Raw genomic sequence first — 17,147 nt, 5'->3', positions numbered from 1 at the left:
CGTGAAGGCACCGTCGTCGCTGCCGACGATCGGCATCGACTTCGGCACCTCCAACTCCGCTGTCGCCTGCCGGGTCGGCATGGAAACGCGCCTGCTGCCCATCGAGGGCGCGGCCACCACCCTGCCCACCGCGATCTTCTTCAACGCCGAAGACCGCACCACCCATTTCGGCCGCGACGCCATCGGCCAGTACCTCTCGGGCACCGAGGGCCGGCTGATGCGATCGCTCAAGAGCCTGCTCGGCAGCGCGCTGATGCAGGAGAAGACGGCCATCTACGACGGCCTCGTGAGCTTCGAGGACATCATCGCGCGCTTCCTGCGCGAACTGGCCGTGCGCGCCGGCCGCGAGCTCGGCCAGATGCCGGAGCGCGTGGTGATTGGGCGCCCGGTGCATTTCGTGGACGACGACTCCAAGCGCGACGAGCGCGCGGAAGAAAGCCTGCGCCTTGCGGCGCGCGCGGCGGGCTTCCGGGAAATCTCGTTCCAGCTCGAGCCCATCGCGGCCGCCTTCGACTACGAGCAGCGGATCGCCAAGGAGTCGATCGTGCTCATCGTCGACATCGGCGGCGGCACCTCCGACTTCACCGTCGTGCGCGTCGGCCCCGAGCGCGCCGCGCGCGAGGACCGCGGCGACGACGTGCTGGCCACCAGCGGCGTGCACATCGGCGGCACCGACTTCGACCAGCGGCTGAACCTCGAACAGGTGATGCCGCAGTTCGGCTTCCGCCATCACGGCCCGCAGGGGCGCGAAGTGCCGAGCAAGGTGTTCTTCGAGCTGTCGTCCTGGCACCTGATCAACTGGCTCTACGCCGCCAAGGCGCTGCGGCAGGCGAAGGACCTGCGCACCAGCTACAGCGACACGCGCCTGCACGACCGGCTGGTGACCGTGCTCGAAGAGCGGCACGGCCACCGCATCGCGAGCGCGGTGGAAGCAGCCAAGATCGAGGTCTCGCTGAGCGATGCCCCGACCGCCATCGACCTCGGCAGCGCCGAACGCGGACTGGCGGCATCACTGACTCCGGACGACATGGCCCAGCAGCTGGCCACGCCGCTGGAAAGCGTGGTCGCCTGCGCCCACGCCTGCGTCAAGCGCGCGGGCCTGCGCAGCAACGACCTCGACGCGATCTACCTCACCGGCGGCTCTTCCGCGCTGCGCCCGTTCCAGCACGCCCTGCGCAGGAGCTTCGCAGGCGTGAACCTGGTCGAGGGCGACCTCTTCGGCGGCGTCGCCACCGGGCTGGCCTGCGCGGCCAGTACGCAGCGCCGGGCCTGAGCTCGCTCATTCCATGAAATACCTGGCGGGCTACCCGGCACCCTTGCTGGAGCAGGTCCGCCAGCTCATCGCCGAAGACAGGCTCGGCGCCCTCCTCGGCCAGCGCTACCCGGACGGCGTGCACGACATCCAGACCGACCGGGCGCTCTACGGCTACGTGAGCGAACTCAAGGGCGAATTCATGCGCAAGGCCGAGCCGCTGTCGAAGGTGATGTTCGACAACAAGCTGCACGTGATCCGCAACGCGCTGGGCACCCACACCACCGTGTCGCGCGTGCAGGGCGGCAAGCTCAAGGCCAAGCGGGAAATCCGGGTCGCGAGCCTGTTCAAGGAAGTGCCGCTGGCGTGGCTGAGGATGATTGTTGTGCACGAGTTGGCACATATGAAGGAACGTGAGCATGACAAGGCGTTCTATGCGCTGTGCAGGCACATGGAGCCGGACTATCATCGCCTCGAGTTCGATCTCCGGCTGTACCTGGAGCACTTGGGCATGGGAGGAAAGCGCTTGTGGGCGAATGCGGCAGCAGCCTCTTCACCCGGCCAGGGTTGACTTCGCGCAGCGAGTGTTCCAGTCCCCCCGAGCTTCAGCCGCAAAGCCAATCCAACGCAGCCAGGCTCATGTCACATCCTCAACAACGATTCTTCGTCGCCGGCGTGAAGCAGTTCCTGCCTTCCTACTTCACCGGTCGGTCGGTGATCGAGATCGGGAGCCTCAATCTCAACGGTTCGGTCCGCGAGTTCTTCCAGGACTGCAGCTATCTTGGCCTCGATGTAGGGGAAGGCCCGGACGTCGACCTCGTCTGCCACGGCGAAAACCATGGCGGCGCCGCGAATGGCACGGACGTCGTCATCTCGTGCGAGGCCATGGAGCACAACCCACAGTGGAAGAAAACCTGGCTCAACATGCTGCGACTGGTGAAGGACGACGGCCTCGTCGTCATGACCTGCGCCACACCGGGACGGCGCCAGCATGGCACCGTGGAGTTCAACCCCTACGACTCGCCGCTGACCATCGGCAAGAGCCAGAACTACTACCGGAATCTCGCGGCCTCCGATTTCACGGAACTGCTCCAGCACGACGCCTGGTTTTCTGTCTGGGGATTCTTCGAAGATCGCAGCAGCCACGACCTGTACTTCTTCGGCGTGGGCAAGGAGGCCGGTGACGAAACCCGCGCGCAGGCGCTGCAGCTGCATGCCGCGCTGAAGGACCACTACCACAAGGTCAACGTGCTAGGCCACTACTGACGGCCCTTGCCCGTGCACTGCGCCCCATGACGACACTGCCCCGGCTCAACTTCACCTCGCTGTCCTCGCACGAAACCTGCGGCGACATCGTCGAAGCCTTCAGGCTGGCGGCGGAACGCCTCGGCTACCCGACCCGGTTCACCCACTGCTACATCGAGCCGGGTGAAATCAACATCCTGTTCTTCTTCTGGGATGTGCCATGGGAGCACATCGAGCAGCACCACCCCGACTGCATCGTCGTCAACTTCGAGCCGATGGTGCATGGCACCCATGCATGGAACGATCGCTATCTCGAAGTGCTCAAGCGCTGCTATCTCTGGGAATACAGCAAGACGAACTTCCAGCGGCATCGCCAGCTCGGCTACCGCAACGCGGACTATGTCGCGCTCGGCTGGGAGCCCGACGCCGCGGAGATCATGCCGCTGGAAGACGTCCTCCCCGACGAGCAGCAGGACATCGACGTCGTTTTCTTCGGCTCGCTGACACGCCGGCGCATCGACATCCTCGAAGGACTGATGGCGCGCGGCCTGCGCGTCGAAGTCAACCGGGGGCGAGCCTGGACGCTGGAAGAGCGCAACGGCTTCATGCGGCGCGCGAAGATCGTGCTCAACCTCCACAACTGGGAAGAGTCGCGCATCGTCGAGGTGCCACGGCTGTCGATCCTGCTGCGGCACCGCAAGGCGGTGGTCTGCGAGCTATACCCCGACAGCGAGATCGAGGCGTCGATCCGCAAGGCGGTGGTTGGAGCCCCCTACGAGAAGCTCATCGAGACGATCGAGCAGCTTCTTGCCGATGCACCCCGCCGGGCGAGACTCGAACGCGAAGGCCTGGCGATCTTCACCAGCGCGTTCGCAGCCCCTCTGGTAGGGCCGGCCATCGAGCGCTTCCTGAGCTGGCGCGCCCAGCAACCCGACCGCTTCGCCGTGCCGGCAACGCCGCCGCGCATCACCCTCTGCCTGGCAGCCGGCGATTCGCTCGAAAGCCTGGGGCGCAGCCTTCGGACCTGGGCGGCCCAGACCGCGGTGGAGCTCCACCTGGTACTGGTCGCGCGCGCGGGCATCGCCGGCCTCGAGGCCGTGCTGGCGGGATCGGGCATCGCCAGTTCGCAACTGGTCGCCCTGCCCTTCGCGTTCGACCGAGCCACGGCCCGCAACCTTGCATTCGCGCATGCGCAAGGCCACTACGTCGTCTTCGCCGACGTCGACGACGTTCCAGCGCCGCAACGGCTTCAGCGTCAGGCCTCGCTGCTCCAGGCTTGCCCCGACGTCGATATCGTCGGCTCCTGGTGCGAAACGCAGGAGGGCCCCTTCGAGTTCTCAGAGCGGCATCAGGACATCCTCGTGGAGTTCTTCGGCCCGCGCCCCTTGCTACTGTCGGCCTGCATGTTGCGCCGCAGCTTCATGGAGCGCAGCGGCGTGCGCCACGATCCCGAGTTCACGGCGCACGACGACTTCCACATGCTGTGCAAGAGCGCAGCCGCCGGTGCGCGCTTTGCGGTGATCCCCGAGCTTCTTCACAAGCCGGCCACTCCGACCGGCTCCGTCGATGCAGCCCGCGCGGCAACGCTGGCATCGCGGGCGCGGGCGCTGGTTCTGGCCTACCTGCTGCCCCAATCGAGCGTCGAGCATGTGCACGAGATCGCCAAGCTCTACGACCTCTACTGGCCGCCGGTGCTCGACTTCGCGGAGAAGCTGCTGCTGATCCTCGCGCGCGCGAGCTTCAGGCCGGCCGCGGCACCGGAGCTGCAGCTGGTCGAGCATGAAACGCTGACGCGCGCATTGCGGCACGAGGCCTTGCGGCTGCTTCAGATCTTTTTCAACGCGGGGCTGGCGGACAAGGAATGGCTGGAGCGGCAGTTCGCGGTGCCCGAGATCGCCCAGTTCCTCGCGCCGGCGTCCAGCCAGTTGCCGGTACGGATCTTCAGGCTGGAACCAGCACCGGCGGCCGCCGAGCCGCAGGCCGCGAACGGCTGACCGGCCCGCTCAGCGCAGGCGCTGCGAGAGCGCATCCATCGAGGCCATGTAGGCCGAACGATAGGGCTCGTCCAGATTGATGAAGTGCACCAGCAGGGTCTCGTCGGAAGCCAGGTGCGGTGGCGTGTTGATGCTGAGGTTGTCGACGATGCCGTGCTCGTTCACCAGCCCCGCTCCGGACAGCACTTCGTTGGTGTAGTACTGATCGCCCTGGCTGCTGTAGACCGCCGACTTGTCATCGACCTCGCCGATGCGCTGCCAGATACGCGCCAGCAGCTCGGCGTTGCCTCGGGTATTCAGGAAACCCATCACGCCCGAGTTGAACGACCAGCCGCCTACGTCCTTGGCGAGCAGCAGCTCACGCCCATCGAGCAAGGCGTCGATCCGGCGACTCTGGTTGAGGAAGAGCACGTCGGCGTCAATCCAGATCACCCACTTGTGATGCGCGATGTGCTGCTGCAGCAGCCAGCTGCGCACCCACGATCCGCCGATGCCGGTGTCGACGGCTTCCGGGATCGCACGGTACACGTGGTACGCGTAGCCGTGCCGGTCGCAATAGCGCTTCACGTTGTGCTCGGACACCCGCGCGTAGCTGCCGACGTGGTGCGTGTAGAGCGTGACGAAAGCGATGTCGGCACCGGCGTTGTAGCTCGACACCCGCTCTTCCGACAGAGCAGGATAAGCCGCAGGCTGCAGCACGGGCTGGCCGTGGATCAGTGCATTGTTGACCTGCGCCACGAGCATGTCCTGCAGGTTCTGGTCGTGAAGCAATGCCTCGCGCCATCCGCCCTCGGGCGCCAGGATGGGCAGCGGCCCGAGGTTGACGACGAAGATGCGCGCCAGGAACCACTGCGGAATGCGCCACGACACGTTGACGTAGATGTCGCCGACCATGGCATTGCAGCCGAGCAGGCCGGCCGGACGCAGTCGTGCAGCTTCGTCGACGGCGCGATTCACCAGAGCGATGACATAGCCTGCGTCGTCCATCAGCCCGAGCAGCATGGCGCGGTTGGCTGCCGTATTGCGCAGCACCATCATGTTGGTCATCGCCGGACCGGGTCGGTCACCGCTGGGAGGCCCTTCGACGACCAGCGAATCCCGCCCCTGCAGCAGCACTTCGACGGCCACCGGGTGGAACACCACGGAGTCGCCGTCGAGGAACAGCAGCCAGTCGTTCTCCGGCAGCGCGCGCAGGTGGCGCAGGATCTGGCTGTATTTCGCGCTGTCGCGCAACGCGGGGTGACGGATGCGATCGGCCTCGATCCACTGGTGCGGGTATCCGAACAGCCGGCAATAGTGCGCGTGATTGCGCAGCACGGCCTCGTCCTTGCGCTGGAAGAAACTGAGGCACAGCGGCATCAGCGACTACTCCGCCAGGCGATCGCGCGAGAGGGTGCGCCTGGCGCTGCAATACGGCGCCGAGCCCGCAAGCGCAGCCCATGGCAGCGCCGCCGTATCGGGAAGCAAGGCCCTGCGGCGCGCTTCGCTGTCCAGGTTGCCCGCCCAGCGCCCTGAATCCCTGGCATCAGCGAAGCCCTGCAGCAATCCGTCGAGCGGCGCGCCGTCGCCGACGCTCTGGTTGCAAAGCAGCGCCATATCGCACCCTGCCTCCAACGCAGCCAGCGCCGCATCGGCAAAGCTGAGCAATTCGCCATCGATGTAGCGCCCGGCCTCCATGCTCAGGTCGTCGCTGAAGACCGCACCCTCGAAGCCGATCCGCTGCCGCAGGGTCTCTTTCAGCCACTTCTCCGAAAACCCCGCCGGCCGCTTGTCGACCTTCGGATAGATCACATGCGCCGGCATCACGGCCGCCAGCGAGCCCAACAGCCAGTCGTATGGCTTCGCGTCGTCGGCCAGGATGGCCTTGAGACTGCGCTTGTCCACCGGGATCTCGACGTGCGAGTCGGCGTGCACGAAACCGTGTCCCGGAAAGTGCTTGCCGCAGTTGCGCATGCCCATCTGCAGCATGCCGTGCATCACGCTCTTGGCCAGCAGCGCGACCACGCGCGGGTCGCGGTGGAAGCTGCGGGTGCCGATGACGCTGCTGCCGCCGTAGTCCAGGTCGAGCACCGGTGCGAAGCTGAAGTCGACGCCGCAGGCACGCAGCTCGCCGGCCAGCACCTGCCCGACAGCCGTGGCGGCCTGGGTGGCGCGCATGGCGTCGCGCATCCAGAGTTCGCCGAGCGCGCGCATCGTCGGCAGGTGGGTGAAGCCGTCGGTGCGGAAGCGCTGCACGCGGCCGCCCTCGTGATCGACGCAGATCAGCAGGTCGGGCCGGATCGACTTGATCTCGGCATTGAGCGCGGTCATCTGCGCGCGGTCCTGCCAGTTGCGGGCAAAGTGGATCACGCCGCCGACGAGCGGGTCGGCGAGGCGACGGCGGTCGGCGTCTGTCAGCGCCGTGCCGGCAACGTCGATGATCAGCGGCGCATGGGGGCGGTCTTCTGCAAGCCCGGCGGTCATATCTATATCTTCTCCACCACCACGAAGCTCGCGGCGTATTCGGTTTCGTCGGTCACGGTCACGTGGGCCGTGAGGCCCTGTTCCTCGAACCACTCCTTCAGGGCGCCGTGCAGCACGATGACCGGCTTGCCGCTGCGCAGGTTGGCGATCTCGCACAGGCGCCAGCTCATGGGCATGCGCATGCCCAGCCCGATCGCCTTGCTGAAGGCCTCTTTGGCGGAAAAACGGGTAGCGAGGTAGCTCAGGCCGCGCTTCGGCCAACGCGCGCTGCGGGCCTGCCAGACCTTGAACTCGGCATCGCTCAGCACCTTGCGGGCAAAGCGTTCGCCCTGGCGCTCGAAGGTCGCGGCGATGCGACGCAGGTCGCAGATGTCGGTGCCAATGCCGTAGATCATGCGGCGACGGCGCTCATTGTTGTTGCTGCTCTTGCTGCTGGCTCGCCTCACGGATGCAGCGCAGGTAGTCGCGCGTGGCGGCCGTGTAGCCGAGCTCGAGCGCGTCGGCGACGAAGGCGTGGCCGATGGAAACCTCCTGCACGCCTGGCACGGCGCGCAGGAAGGCCGTGAGGTTGTCGCGGCTCAGGTCGTGCCCGGCGTTGACGCCTAGGCCTGCCGCCATGGCCGCGCGCGCCGTTTCGGCATAGCGCGCGAGCACGGTCTGCTCGTTCGGGGTGCCGCGGGAGGCGGCGTAGCCTTCGGTGTAGAGCTCGACCCGGTCAGCGCCCACGGCCTTGACGGCGGCCATCATCTCGGGAATCGGGTCCATGAACAGGCTGACGCGCACGCCCAGCGCCTTGGCTTCGGCGATCAGCGGGCGCAGGCGCTCGGCGTCGTCGGGGAAGGTCCAGCCGTGGTCACTGGTCGACTGGGTCTCGCTGTCGGGCACGAAGGTGGCTTGGTGCGGCTTGAGCGCGCGCACGAAGTCCATCAGGTTCTGGAAGGGGTTGCCCTCGATGTTGAACTCGATGCCCGGCCAGTCCTTGGCGAGCAGCGCGGAAAGATCGCTCACGTCGTGCGCGCGGATGTGGCGTGCGTCCGGCCGCGGATGCACCGTGATGCCGTGGGCACCGGCGGCCAGGCAGGCCTGGGCGGCCTTCACCACGCTCGGAATGCCGAGGTGGCGCGTGTTGCGCACCAGCGCGACCTTGTTGAGGTTGACGGACAGCGAGGTGGCGGCGCTGGCGCCGGCTTGGCCCGGAGTGCTCATAGTGCTTGCAGGTCTCTCATCATTTGCCGCGTTCGCAGCGTGGACACGCCGCAATGGTAGTTGAGCAAGGCGCGCAGCTGGTTTCGCAGGGCACTGTTGCTGCCGGCGTTCATGGTGGCAATTTCACGCAAGGTGGCGGTAAATGGCGCGCGGTCGTCCAGCACGGCCTGCAGGGCCTGCCAGTCGACGCCGGTCAGCGCGGCCTCGTCGTCGCCGGCCTCGCGCAGGCCGGCCTCGGGCACGAGGCTGTAGCGCAGCCCGCCGGCGAGCGGCTCCAGCGTCAGGGTCTGGACGTCGAGCGACGGCAGCAGGCCGACTTCGCGCAGCAGCAGCAGCTCGAAGGCGCGCAGCGCGGCCGCCTGGGCCGCTGCCTGCGCACCGCCGTGCTCGCTCGCCAGCACCTGCACGACGCCGGCGTAGGCATCGAACAGCGCCTCGTGGGCGTCGTCGCGCGCCAGCAGGCGCAGCAGCAGCTCGTTGACGTAGTAGCCCGACAGCAGCGCCTCGCCGGTCGGCATCACGTGGCCGCCCATCCATTCGGCGCCCTTGAGCGTGCGGATTTCGGCGTCGCCGCCGTAGTTGAGTTGCAATGGCTGCAGCGGCAGCAGCACCGGGCGGAAGTTGGAACTGGGCCGCTTCGCCCCCTTGGCCACGAGCGCGATGCGCCCGTGGTGCCGGGTGAAGACTTCGAGGATCAGGCTCGACTCGCTCCAGTCGTAGCGATGGAGGACGTAAGCCGGCTCGTGCGAAACGCGGTGGGTGGCCATGTCAGTGAGCAGTCGAGCATCGAGGCTTCAGGCCGGCAAACGTCGCGGAACCGGCTTTGCCGGGCCGCTGGCGTTGCCCCCTGCAAGGGGGTTGGCGGCTACGCGAAGCGAGCAAGCCTGGGGGTTTGCCTGTTTATTCGTAGCCGAAGGAACGCACGCGCGCTTCGTCGTCGGCCCAGCCGGAGCGCACCTTCACCCACAGCTCGAGGAACACCTTGGCATCGGCCAGCTTCTCGAGCTCGACGCGGGTTTCCATGCCAATGCGCTTGATGCGCTCGCCCTTGTCTCCGATCACCATGGCCTTGTGGCCGTCGCGCTCGACCACGATGGTGGCGGCGATGCGCAGCAGGCGCTTCTGGCCCTTCTTCTGGGGCGGCTCCTCGTCGAACTTGTCGATGACGACGGTGGAGGTGTAGGGCAGTTCGTCGCCGGTCAGGCGGAACAGCTTCTCGCGCACCAGCTCGCCGGCGAGGAACTTCTCGCTGCGGTCGGTCAGCTCGTCCTCGTCGTAGAACCAGGGCTGCTCGGGCAGGTATTTCTCGCAGATGCCGAACAGGCGCTCGACGTCCTTCGGGTTCTTGGCCGACATCGGCACGTACTCGGCGAACTCGTGCTTCTCCTGCATGCTCTTCAGCCAGGGCGCGATGTCGCCCCGGCGGTGCACGTTGTCGAGCTTGTTGGCCAGCAGCACCGTCGGAATGCCCTTGCCGAGCAGCTTGAGCACGCGCTCGTCGGCCTGGGTGAAGCTGCCGGCCTCGACCACGAACAGGATCAGGTCCACGTCGCCGACCGCGCCCTGCACGGTCTTGTTGAGCGACTTGTTCAGCGCGTTGGCGTGCAGGGTCTGGAAGCCCGGCGTGTCGACGAACACGAACTGCGTGGCGCCCAGCGTGCGCATGCCGGTGATGCGGTGGCGCGTGGTCTGCGCCTTGCGCGAGGTGATGCTGATCTTCTGGCCGACCAGGGCGTTGAGCAGCGTCGACTTGCCCACGTTGGGCTTGCCGACGATGGCGATGAGGCCGCAGTGCTGGGGGCCTTGGTGGCCTTGGGAACCAGCGGCACCCTCGCCGCCTTCGGCATCTTCGGGTTCCGCTACGGGATTGATAACATCGTTCATTCTGGATTTCACGCGCCGCCGCGTGCCTTGAGCCGGATCAACATGGCCGCCGCGGCAGCCTGCTCGCCGGCGCGGCGCGAGCCGCCGATGCCGCGTTCGCGAAAGCCCAGCTCGGGCACCTCGCACTCGACATCGAAAGTCTGCTTGTGCGCCGCGCCCAGTGTGGCGGCCACGCGGTACACCGGCAGCTTCATTTTGTGACCCTGCAGCCATTCCTGCAATTCGGTCTTCGGGTCCTTGGCCGCGGCTTCCATGCGCGGGTTGATCTCGACCGACTCGTAGAGCCGGTGCACCAGCGCCTGGGCGGCGGCGAAGCCCGCATCGAGATAAACGGCACCGATCAGTGCTTCCAGCGCATCGGCCAGGATCGACGGCCGGTTCGGCCCGCCCGAGCGCGCTTCGCCTTCGCCAAGCCGCAGCAGCGGTGACAGTGCCAGCCCTACGGCCAGGCGATGCAGGGTGTCCTGTTTGACAAGGTTGGCCCGCACGCGCGAAAGGTCGCCCTCGGGCAGCGCCGACAGGCGCTGGTAGAGCAGGTGCGAGACCGCCAGGTTCAGCACCGAGTCGCCGAGGAATTCGAGGCGCTCGTTGTGGTCGGCCGAGAAGCTGCGGTGCGTGAGCGCGAGCTGCAGCAGCCGCGGATCGGAGAAGGTGTGCTGCAGGCGCGCCTGCAACGCGGCCAGGCTGCCGTCCACCTTTTTGGGTGCCGTGTTCAGCGGGTTTCGCCCTTGTACTTGAGCGTGAGGTAGGCCGGGCCGAAGAGCGGGATCTCGCGCTCGTACGAGTACGAAACCACCACCTTGTCGCCGACCTTCTTGATTTCGAGGTCCTTGCCGCTGACCGACTTGAAGTCGTCGATGGCCTGGGCGCGATCGAAGATGGCGCGCACCTCGGGCACCGTGGTGCCCTCCTTGGCCTTGTTTGCGGCCTTGTCGATGGCCTGCCATTCGATCAGCGTCGGAATGACCTGTGCGATGACCACGCCCAGGCACCCGAGCACGGCCGCGACGAACACCAAGCCGATGAACGAAATGCCACGTTGCTGCGCAGCGCTGCTGCGAACGGACCGATGTGCTCTCATGCCCTCATACCCCTCGAACTGTGCTTGCGATGAACGCTTGTTTATTGAAACGGACCGATGCGTCCCAGGTCGCCGAAATTCATCCAGACGAAGAAGGCCCTGCCCACGATGTTCTTGTCCGGCACGAATCCCCAGAAACGCGAGTCGGCCGAATTATCGCGGTTGTCGCCCATCATGAAATAGTTGCCAGGCGGCACCTTGCAGACAACGCCTTCGACCGAGTAGCGGCAGTTTTCGCGGAACGGGAAGTCGCTGGCGCCGGGCACGAATGCCGGCGAGGCATCGTCGTTGAGGATCTTGTGCTGTTTGCCGCCCAGGTTCTCGTCGAACTGCTTGAGCAGGCGCATCGATTCGCCGTCGAGGTAGTCGGCGGCAGCCACCTTGGAGACCGGCTGGCCGTTGATCGTGAGCTTCTTGTTCAGGTAGGCGACCTCGTCGCCCGGAATGCCGACCACGCGCTTGATGTAGTCCATGCTCGGCTTGGGCGGGTAGCGGAACACCACCACGTCGCCGCGCGCCAGCGGCGTGCCTTCGGTGATCTTGGTGTTGATGACCGGCAGGCGCAGGCCGTAGGTGAACTTGTTGACCAGGATCAGGTCGCCGGTCAGCAGCGTGGGCATCATCGAGCCCGACGGGATCTTGAAGGGCTCGTAGAGGAACGAGCGCAGCAGGAACACCACCAGGATCACCGGGAACAGGCCGGCGGTCCAGTCGAGCCACCAGGGCTGCATCAGCAGCCGCTCGCTCGCCTTGGCGTCGACCGTGTCGACCTGGTTGATGCCCTGCCCCGCCAGGCGCGCGTTGCGCTCGGCCAGCGAGGCTTCGAGCTTCGCGGCGGCCTGCTCGCGCCGCGGCAGGAAGTAGAAGCGCTCGGCCAGCCAGTAGAGGCCGGTGACCACCGTCGCCAGGAACAGCAGCAAGGCGAAGTTGCCCTCGATCACGTTGAAGTACCAGGCGCCGACGTAGGCGGCGAAGGCCGCGAGGACCAGGGAGGTGATGAATGCCATTTTTCGATCAGTCTTCGACTTGCAGGATGGCGAGGAAGGCCTCTTGCGGGACCTCGACGGAGCCGATCTGCTTCATTCTTTTCTTGCCCGCCTTCTGCTTCTCGAGCAGCTTCTTCTTGCGGGTGATGTCGCCGCCGTAGCACTTCGCCAGAACGTTCTTGCGAAGGGCCTTGATTGTCTCACGCGCAATGATGTTGGCCCCGATGGCCGCCTGGATCGCGACGTCGTACATCTGGCGCGAGATGATCTCGCGCATCTTCGAGACCACCGCGCGGCCGCGGAACTGCGACTGGCTGCGGTGCACGATGATCGACAGCGCGTCGACCTTGTCGCCATTGAGCAGGATGTCGACCTTCACCACGTCGGAGGCGCGGTACTCCTTGAACTCATAGTCCATCGAGGCGTAGCCGCGGCTCACCGATTTGAGCTTGTCGAAGAAGTCGAGCACGATCTCGCCGAGCGGCATCTCGTAGGTCAGCATGACCTGGCGGCCGTGGTAGGCCATGTTGATCTGCACGCCGCGCTTCTGGTTGGCCAGCGTCATCACCGGGCCGACGTAGTCCTGAGGCATGTAGAGATGCACCGTGACGATCGGCTCGCGGATTTCGGCCATGCGGCCGATGTCGGGCATCTTGGACGGGTTCTCGACCATGATGACCTCGCCGTCGTTCTTGAGCACCTGGTAGACCACGCTCGGCGCGGTCGTGATCAGGTCCTGGTCGAACTCGCGCTCCAGGCGCTCCTGCACGATCTCCATGTGCAGCAGGCCGAGGAAGCCGCAGCGGAAGCCGAAGCCCAGCGCCTGGCTGACCTCGGGCTCGTAGTGCAGCGAGGCGTCGTTCAGCTTGAGCTTCTCGAGCGCGTCGCGCAGCGAGTCGTACTCGCTGGCCTCGGTCGGGTAGAGCCCGGCGAAGACCTGCGGCTGGATTTCCTTGAAGCCCGGCAGCGGCTCGGTGGCGGTGAAGGCCGCGCCGCCAGTGCCCCCTTTGATCAGCGTGACGGTGTCGCCCACCTTGGCCGCCTGCAACTCCTTGATGCCGGCGATGATGTAGCCCACCTCGCCTGCCTCGAGCGCTTCGCGCGGCTGGTTGGCGGGCGTGAACACGCCGAGGTTGTCGGCGTTGTAGCTCGCGCCGGTCGCCATCATCTTGATGCGGTCGCCCTTGGCGAGGCGCCCGTCGACCACGCGCACCAGCATGACCACGCCGACGTAGGCGTCGAACCAGCTGTCGATGATCATCGCGCGCAGTGCGCCTTCCGGATTGCCGCGCGGTGCCGGCACCTTCGCGACGATCGCCTCCAGGATCTCGTCGATGCCCATGCCGGTCTTCGCGGAGCACGGGATCGCATCGCTCGCGTCGATGCCGATCACGTCCTCGATCTCGGCCTTCGCCGTGTCGGGGTCGGCCTGCGGCAGGTCCATCTTGTTGAGCACCGGCACCACCTCGACGCCGAGGTCGAGCGCGGTGTAGCAGTTGGCCACCGTCTGCGCTTCGACGCCCTGCGATGCATCGACGACGAGCAGCGCGCCTTCGCATGCGGACAGCGAGCGGCTCACTTCATACGAGAAGTCGACGTGGCCCGGCGTGTCGATCAGATTGAGGTTGTAGACCTTGCCGTCGAGCGCCTTGTACTGCAGCGCAGCCGTCTGCGCCTTGATGGTTATCCCACGCTCTTTTTCGATGTCCATCGAGTCGAGGACCTGCGCTTCCATCTCGCGCTCCGCGAGGCCGCCGCAACGTTGGATCAAACGGTCTGCGAGCGTCGACTTGCCATGGTCGATGTGCGCAATGATCGAAAAATTTCTGATGTGATTCATCAACGGGAACGCTTAAGTACTTGAATTGGCTCGTACGCAGAGTGCTACAGGCAAGAAAAAAGGGCGCGTCTTCTGGAGACGCGCCCTGAACCAACAAGCAATGGCAACTGCAGTAGTTGGAGCTTCATTGTAGGCAAAAAGGGAAGCGCGTACATCCGGGAACGGGGTCCAAAAGGGTCGTTGCAGGTCCACAACATCAAAGATACAAACAGGTTATCCACAGGATCGGTAGAGCAGTTACTGAACAACTTGTGGGCGATCTGTGGAGCACCGGTGGACTGCCAGCTGGCATCTCGCATGGTGAAGGTCGGGGCATTCCTTATGCGCCGACCAGCCGCCGAGAGTGCCTTATTCTACCGAAAACCGTCCTTAGCCCTTCTGAAAGTTAGTAGGCGCAAACCAAAATCAGCGTTTTCAGTCCGCCGGATTTTTTTGGAGGCCGGCGCCGGAACGTCGTAAACACCTCAAAAAAACGGCCCCAAACCCGACTACCGGGTGGGGCCACTTGACGCCAGAGCCGGTCAGCGTGTCTGCCGGATCAGCGCGTACTGCGCCCAGTCGCCACGGCGGAAGAGCACGCTGAGCGGCTTGCTCTTGTCGGACTTGGCAACGGCCGACTCGAACTCCCGCGCGTTCGATACATCGACATTGCCGACAGCCATGATGATGTCGCCCTCGCGCAGGCCCGCACGGGCCGCGGCGTCGCTGGCTGCATCGACCTTCACGCCGCCCTTCACCTTCAGCTCCTTCTTCTGCGCATCGGTGAGGTCGCTCACGGCCAGCCCCAGCGACTTGGCGGCGGCGGATGCCGGCGGCTTCTGCGCCGGCTCGTCGCGATCGCTCGCACGCTTGCTGGGCTTGTCGGGCTCGATCTCGGCGATGGTCACGCTGAGGTCGCGCGAGGCGCCGCGCCGGAACACGGTGAGCGTGCTCTTCGTGCCCGGCTTGGTGTTGCCCACCAGGCGCGGCAGGTCGCTCGGCTTCTCGATGGCCTTGCCGTCGAACTTGGTGATCACGTCGCCCGGCTCCACGCCGGCCTTCTCGCCCGGCGAGCCCGCCTCGACGCCGCGTACCAGCGCGCCCTGCGGCTTGCCCAGGCCGATGGCCTCGGCCACGTCCTTCGTGACCTGGTCGATCTGCACGCCGATGCGGCCACGCGAAACGCGGCCCGACGTGCGCAGCTGGTCGCTCACGCGGATCGCCTCGTCGATCGGAATCGAGAACGAGATGCCCATGAAGCCGCCCGAGCGCGAGTAGATCTGGCTGTTGATGCCGACCACCTCGCCGCGCATGTTGATGAGCGGACCACCCGAATTGCCCGGGTTGATGGCCACGTCGGTCTGGATGAACGGCAGGTATTCGCCGGTGTCGCGCTGCTTGGCGCTCACGATGCCGGCGGTGACGGTGTTCTCGAGGCCGAAGGGCGAGCCGATGGCCATCACCCACTCGCCCACGCGCAGCCTGGAGATGTCGCCGACCTTCACCGCCGGCAGGCCGGTCGCCTCGATCTTCACGACGGCGACGTCGGTGCGCTTGTCGGCGCCGACGATCTTGGCCTTGAACTCGCGCTTGTCGGGCAACGTGACCAACACCTCGGAGGCGTCTTCGACCACGTGCGCATTGGTCATCACGTAGCCGTCGGGCGTGAGGATGAAGCCGGAGCCCACACCACGCGGACGCTCTTCTTCCTGCGGCTGCTGCGGACGGTTCTGGCGCGGCCCCTGTCGCGGCTGGCCCGGCAGCGGCTGGCCGAAGAAGCGGCGGAAGAACTCCTGCATTTCCTCGTCCATCTCGCCGTTGCCACCGCGCTGCGCCACCTTCTCGACGGTGCGGATGTTGACGACGGAGGGACCGACCTGATCGACCAGATCGGTGAAGTCGGGCAGCGTGCGCGTCTGCGCGTGAACAGGCTCGACGGGAAGGAATGTGGCGCTGGCGGTCAGTGCGAGTGCGCATGCCAGCAGGCCGGAACGAAACTTGTGTCCCTCGACTTTGAAGATCATCGGCTTTCTTTCAAAAGAACAGAGCGGCGAAAAACAGGTCTATGAGTCTGCTGCGCGGGCTTGGTTCAGCGCAATTGGCGCTTCTCGGGCCCGTCAGCGCGTGCGCGCGAGGCTTTGTGCGAATGCGTTGAGCGTCTGCTGGGGCACTTCGCCGACCGCGGTCAGCCACCAGTCGCTGGCCGGCTCGGGCAAGCGGCGGCGGATCGCGTTGGTCGCGCCGATGGTCAGCACGCCGTCGCGGGGCGAGCGCGCGGGGTCGTAGCGTTCGATGAAGAGAGATACCGAGGCCAGGCCGTCGGAGAAGGTCCACTGGACGGTGGCGGCATCCTGCTGCTTTGCCTTGCCGCCGTCGTCACCCGTCGTGGGACGACGGAAGAAGCTTCGGGGCTTGAATCCGGCCACGGGCGTGCGCAGGGTCCAGCCTTCATCCTGCGCGTTGCTGCGTTCGAGTTCGAGCTTCTCGACCCGGTATCCCGCGGTGTTGGACATCATCTGCGCGAGCGCCTGCGCCTTCACCGGCGCATCGAGCTGCAGTTCGGAAAAAGCCGACTGCTCCACCACGCGGGAGTCGCTGTCGACGGTCTGCAGTTTCACCACGAGGCCCGAGCGGCGCTCGCTCCAGATGCGATAGCCGAAGCGCAATCCGTCATGCGGCACCAGCTGCACCACGTCGGCATCGAAGCCGGCGACGCGGTCCTTGCCGATCGCGCGCACGTCGTAGAAATCGCCGATCGAGGAATCGGGCTTGTCCGGCAGATTCGGGAAGAGATCGAGGTTCTCGCGCTTCTCGACCTTCACCACCTTCGCCTCCGGCAGGAAGGTCATGACGTTGCGATTGCGCCGGAAGGTGGAGCGCGGCGGCCCGGTCAGGGCTTCGATGCGCTCGATCTGGTGTTCGCCGTCGCGCACATGCCAGATGCGCGCGCTCGAAAGGTCGCCGCCCGGCGCCGACACCACGAAGGTGCCCACGTAGTTGCGCTGGCGGGCGCCGGTGTGCATGCGCTGCAGCCACTCCGTGACGCTCATCGCGGGCGGCTCGTCCGTCTGCGCGGTTGCCGCACTCTTCGCATTCGCGGTGCCCGAGCGGGTCTGCGCGGTGGCAGCCTGCGCGAGGCAGAAGGCAGCAAACACAAGCACGAAGGCGCGTGCGGAGAACGGCATCGGAACGGTCATTACGGGCGGCTACGGGTGCT

General features: G+C 66.0%; 16 protein-coding genes. 4 read left to right on the top strand and 12 right to left on the bottom strand.

Features of this window, described 5'->3' with window-relative positions; translation table 11 throughout:
* Nucleotide 1 precedes the first annotated feature (1 nt).
* From ABL844_RS08030 to ABL844_RS08015, 4 genes are all read left to right on the top strand, one after another.
* Nucleotides 2-1,273: an Hsp70 family protein gene (locus tag ABL844_RS08030; RefSeq protein ID WP_418130952.1), complete on the top strand. Its 1,272-nt coding sequence runs from the start codon at nt 2-4 to the stop codon at nt 1,271-1,273.
* 13 nt (nt 1,274-1,286) lie between these two features.
* Nucleotides 1,287-1,823 carry a YgjP-like metallopeptidase domain-containing protein gene (locus ABL844_RS08025; RefSeq protein ID WP_126022661.1) on the top strand — a complete coding sequence of 179 codons (537 nt, stop codon included), beginning with the start codon at nt 1,287-1,289 and terminating at the stop codon, nt 1,821-1,823.
* Nucleotides 1,824-1,891: 68 nt separating this feature from the next.
* Nucleotides 1,892-2,518, top strand: a complete 627-nt coding sequence (locus tag ABL844_RS08020; RefSeq protein WP_418130951.1) for a hypothetical protein — start codon at nt 1,892-1,894, stop codon at nt 2,516-2,518.
* 26 nt (nt 2,519-2,544) lie between these two features.
* Nucleotides 2,545-4,491: a glycosyltransferase gene (locus ABL844_RS08015; RefSeq protein ID WP_418130950.1), complete on the top strand. Its 1,947-nt coding sequence runs from the start codon at nt 2,545-2,547 to the stop codon at nt 4,489-4,491.
* 9 nt (nt 4,492-4,500) lie between these two features.
* On the opposite strand, the gene ABL844_RS08010 is transcribed toward ABL844_RS08015, so the two are convergent.
* The 12 genes from ABL844_RS08010 to ABL844_RS07955 all read right to left on the bottom strand — a co-directional run bounded on the left by ABL844_RS08010 (nt 4,501) and on the right by ABL844_RS07955 (nt 17,127).
* Complete coding sequence (locus tag ABL844_RS08010) at nt 4,501-5,850, bottom strand: galactosyl transferase GMA12/MNN10 family protein (protein WP_184635519.1); 1,350 nt, start codon at nt 5,848-5,850, stop codon at nt 4,501-4,503.
* 6 nt (nt 5,851-5,856) lie between these two features.
* The gene (gene nagZ, locus ABL844_RS08005; RefSeq protein WP_418130949.1) at nt 5,857-6,954 is read right to left on the bottom strand and encodes a beta-N-acetylhexosaminidase; all 1,098 of its coding nucleotides are present in this window, start codon (nt 6,952-6,954) and stop codon (nt 5,857-5,859) included.
* A 2-nt stretch (nt 6,955-6,956) separates the two neighbouring features.
* Nucleotides 6,957-7,349 (bottom strand): holo-ACP synthase, encoded by a 393-nt coding sequence (gene acpS / locus ABL844_RS08000; protein WP_369659255.1) that lies wholly within the window; start codon nt 7,347-7,349, stop codon nt 6,957-6,959.
* A gap of 13 nt (nt 7,350-7,362) precedes the next feature.
* Nucleotides 7,363-8,160, bottom strand: coding sequence for a pyridoxine 5'-phosphate synthase (locus tag ABL844_RS07995; protein ID WP_418130948.1), 798 nt, complete (start codon nt 8,158-8,160; stop codon nt 7,363-7,365).
* Nucleotides 8,157-8,927 carry a DNA repair protein RecO gene (recO, locus tag ABL844_RS07990; RefSeq protein ID WP_418130947.1) on the bottom strand — a complete coding sequence of 257 codons (771 nt, stop codon included), beginning with the start codon at nt 8,925-8,927 and terminating at the stop codon, nt 8,157-8,159. The genes ABL844_RS07995 and recO overlap by 4 nt, the downstream gene beginning before the upstream one ends.
* Before the next feature lie 133 nt (nt 8,928-9,060).
* Nucleotides 9,061-10,044: a GTPase Era gene (era, locus tag ABL844_RS07985; protein ID WP_418130946.1), complete on the bottom strand. Its 984-nt coding sequence runs from the start codon at nt 10,042-10,044 to the stop codon at nt 9,061-9,063.
* 8 nt (nt 10,045-10,052) lie between these two features.
* Complete coding sequence (rnc, locus tag ABL844_RS07980) at nt 10,053-10,739, bottom strand: ribonuclease III (protein WP_126022652.1); 687 nt, start codon at nt 10,737-10,739, stop codon at nt 10,053-10,055.
* Nucleotides 10,740-10,756: 17 nt separating this feature from the next.
* Nucleotides 10,757-11,125, bottom strand: coding sequence for a DUF4845 domain-containing protein (locus tag ABL844_RS07975; RefSeq protein ID WP_126022651.1), 369 nt, complete (start codon nt 11,123-11,125; stop codon nt 10,757-10,759).
* Nucleotides 11,126-11,166: 41 nt separating this feature from the next.
* Nucleotides 11,167-12,132 carry a signal peptidase I gene (lepB, locus tag ABL844_RS07970; protein WP_126022650.1) on the bottom strand — a complete coding sequence of 322 codons (966 nt, stop codon included), beginning with the start codon at nt 12,130-12,132 and terminating at the stop codon, nt 11,167-11,169.
* Nucleotides 12,133-12,139: 7 nt separating this feature from the next.
* Entirely contained in the window at nt 12,140-13,951 is a 1,812-nt protein-coding gene (lepA, locus tag ABL844_RS07965; RefSeq protein ID WP_126022649.1) for a translation elongation factor 4, read from the bottom strand.
* A 521-nt stretch (nt 13,952-14,472) separates the two neighbouring features.
* A complete protein-coding gene (locus tag ABL844_RS07960) occupies nt 14,473-15,954 on the bottom strand; it encodes a DegQ family serine endoprotease (RefSeq protein ID WP_126022648.1) in 1,482 nt (493 codons plus the stop codon).
* A gap of 93 nt (nt 15,955-16,047) precedes the next feature.
* Entirely contained in the window at nt 16,048-17,127 is a 1,080-nt protein-coding gene (locus ABL844_RS07955) for a MucB/RseB C-terminal domain-containing protein (protein ID WP_184635508.1), read from the bottom strand.
* Nucleotides 17,128-17,147 lie beyond the last annotated feature (20 nt).

It is taken from the genome of Variovorax sp. 278MFTsu5.1, from assembly GCF_048305045.1.
GTDB lineage: Bacteria > Pseudomonadota > Gammaproteobacteria > Burkholderiales > Burkholderiaceae_C > Variovorax > Variovorax guangxiensis.
The sequence above is the reverse complement of the archived record's forward strand: the minus strand, read 5'-3'. Positions and strand labels throughout refer to the sequence as shown.

What these genes read in the sequence shown, in the direction of transcription:
- ABL844_RS08025 (WP_126022661.1), top strand. Translation starts at nt 1,287, where the DNA reads ATGAAATACCTGGCGGGCTACCCGGCACCCTTGCTGGAGCAGGTCCGC.
- ABL844_RS08020 (WP_418130951.1), top strand. Translation starts at nt 1,892, where the DNA reads ATGTCACATCCTCAACAACGATTCTTCGTCGCCGGCGTGAAGCAGTTC.
- ABL844_RS08015 (WP_418130950.1), top strand. Translation starts at nt 2,545, where the DNA reads ATGACGACACTGCCCCGGCTCAACTTCACCTCGCTGTCCTCGCACGAA.
- ABL844_RS08010 (WP_184635519.1), bottom strand. Translation starts at nt 5,850, where the DNA reads ATGCCGCTGTGCCTCAGTTTCTTCCAGCGCAAGGACGAGGCCGTGCTG.
- nagZ (WP_418130949.1), bottom strand. Translation starts at nt 6,954, where the DNA reads ATGACCGCCGGGCTTGCAGAAGACCGCCCCCATGCGCCGCTGATCATC.
- acpS (WP_369659255.1), bottom strand. Translation starts at nt 7,349, where the DNA reads ATGATCTACGGCATTGGCACCGACATCTGCGACCTGCGTCGCATCGCC.
- ABL844_RS07995 (WP_418130948.1), bottom strand. Translation starts at nt 8,160, where the DNA reads ATGAGCACTCCGGGCCAAGCCGGCGCCAGCGCCGCCACCTCGCTGTCC.
- recO (WP_418130947.1), bottom strand. Translation starts at nt 8,927, where the DNA reads ATGGCCACCCACCGCGTTTCGCACGAGCCGGCTTACGTCCTCCATCGC.
- era (WP_418130946.1), bottom strand. Translation starts at nt 10,044, where the DNA reads ATGAACGATGTTATCAATCCCGTAGCGGAACCCGAAGATGCCGAAGGC.
- ABL844_RS07975 (WP_126022651.1), bottom strand. Translation starts at nt 11,125, where the DNA reads ATGAGAGCACATCGGTCCGTTCGCAGCAGCGCTGCGCAGCAACGTGGC.
- lepB (WP_126022650.1), bottom strand. Translation starts at nt 12,132, where the DNA reads ATGGCATTCATCACCTCCCTGGTCCTCGCGGCCTTCGCCGCCTACGTC.
- lepA (WP_126022649.1), bottom strand. Translation starts at nt 13,951, where the DNA reads ATGAATCACATCAGAAATTTTTCGATCATTGCGCACATCGACCATGGC.
- ABL844_RS07960 (WP_126022648.1), bottom strand. Translation starts at nt 15,954, where the DNA reads ATGATCTTCAAAGTCGAGGGACACAAGTTTCGTTCCGGCCTGCTGGCA.
- ABL844_RS07955 (WP_184635508.1), bottom strand. Translation starts at nt 17,127, where the DNA reads ATGACCGTTCCGATGCCGTTCTCCGCACGCGCCTTCGTGCTTGTGTTT.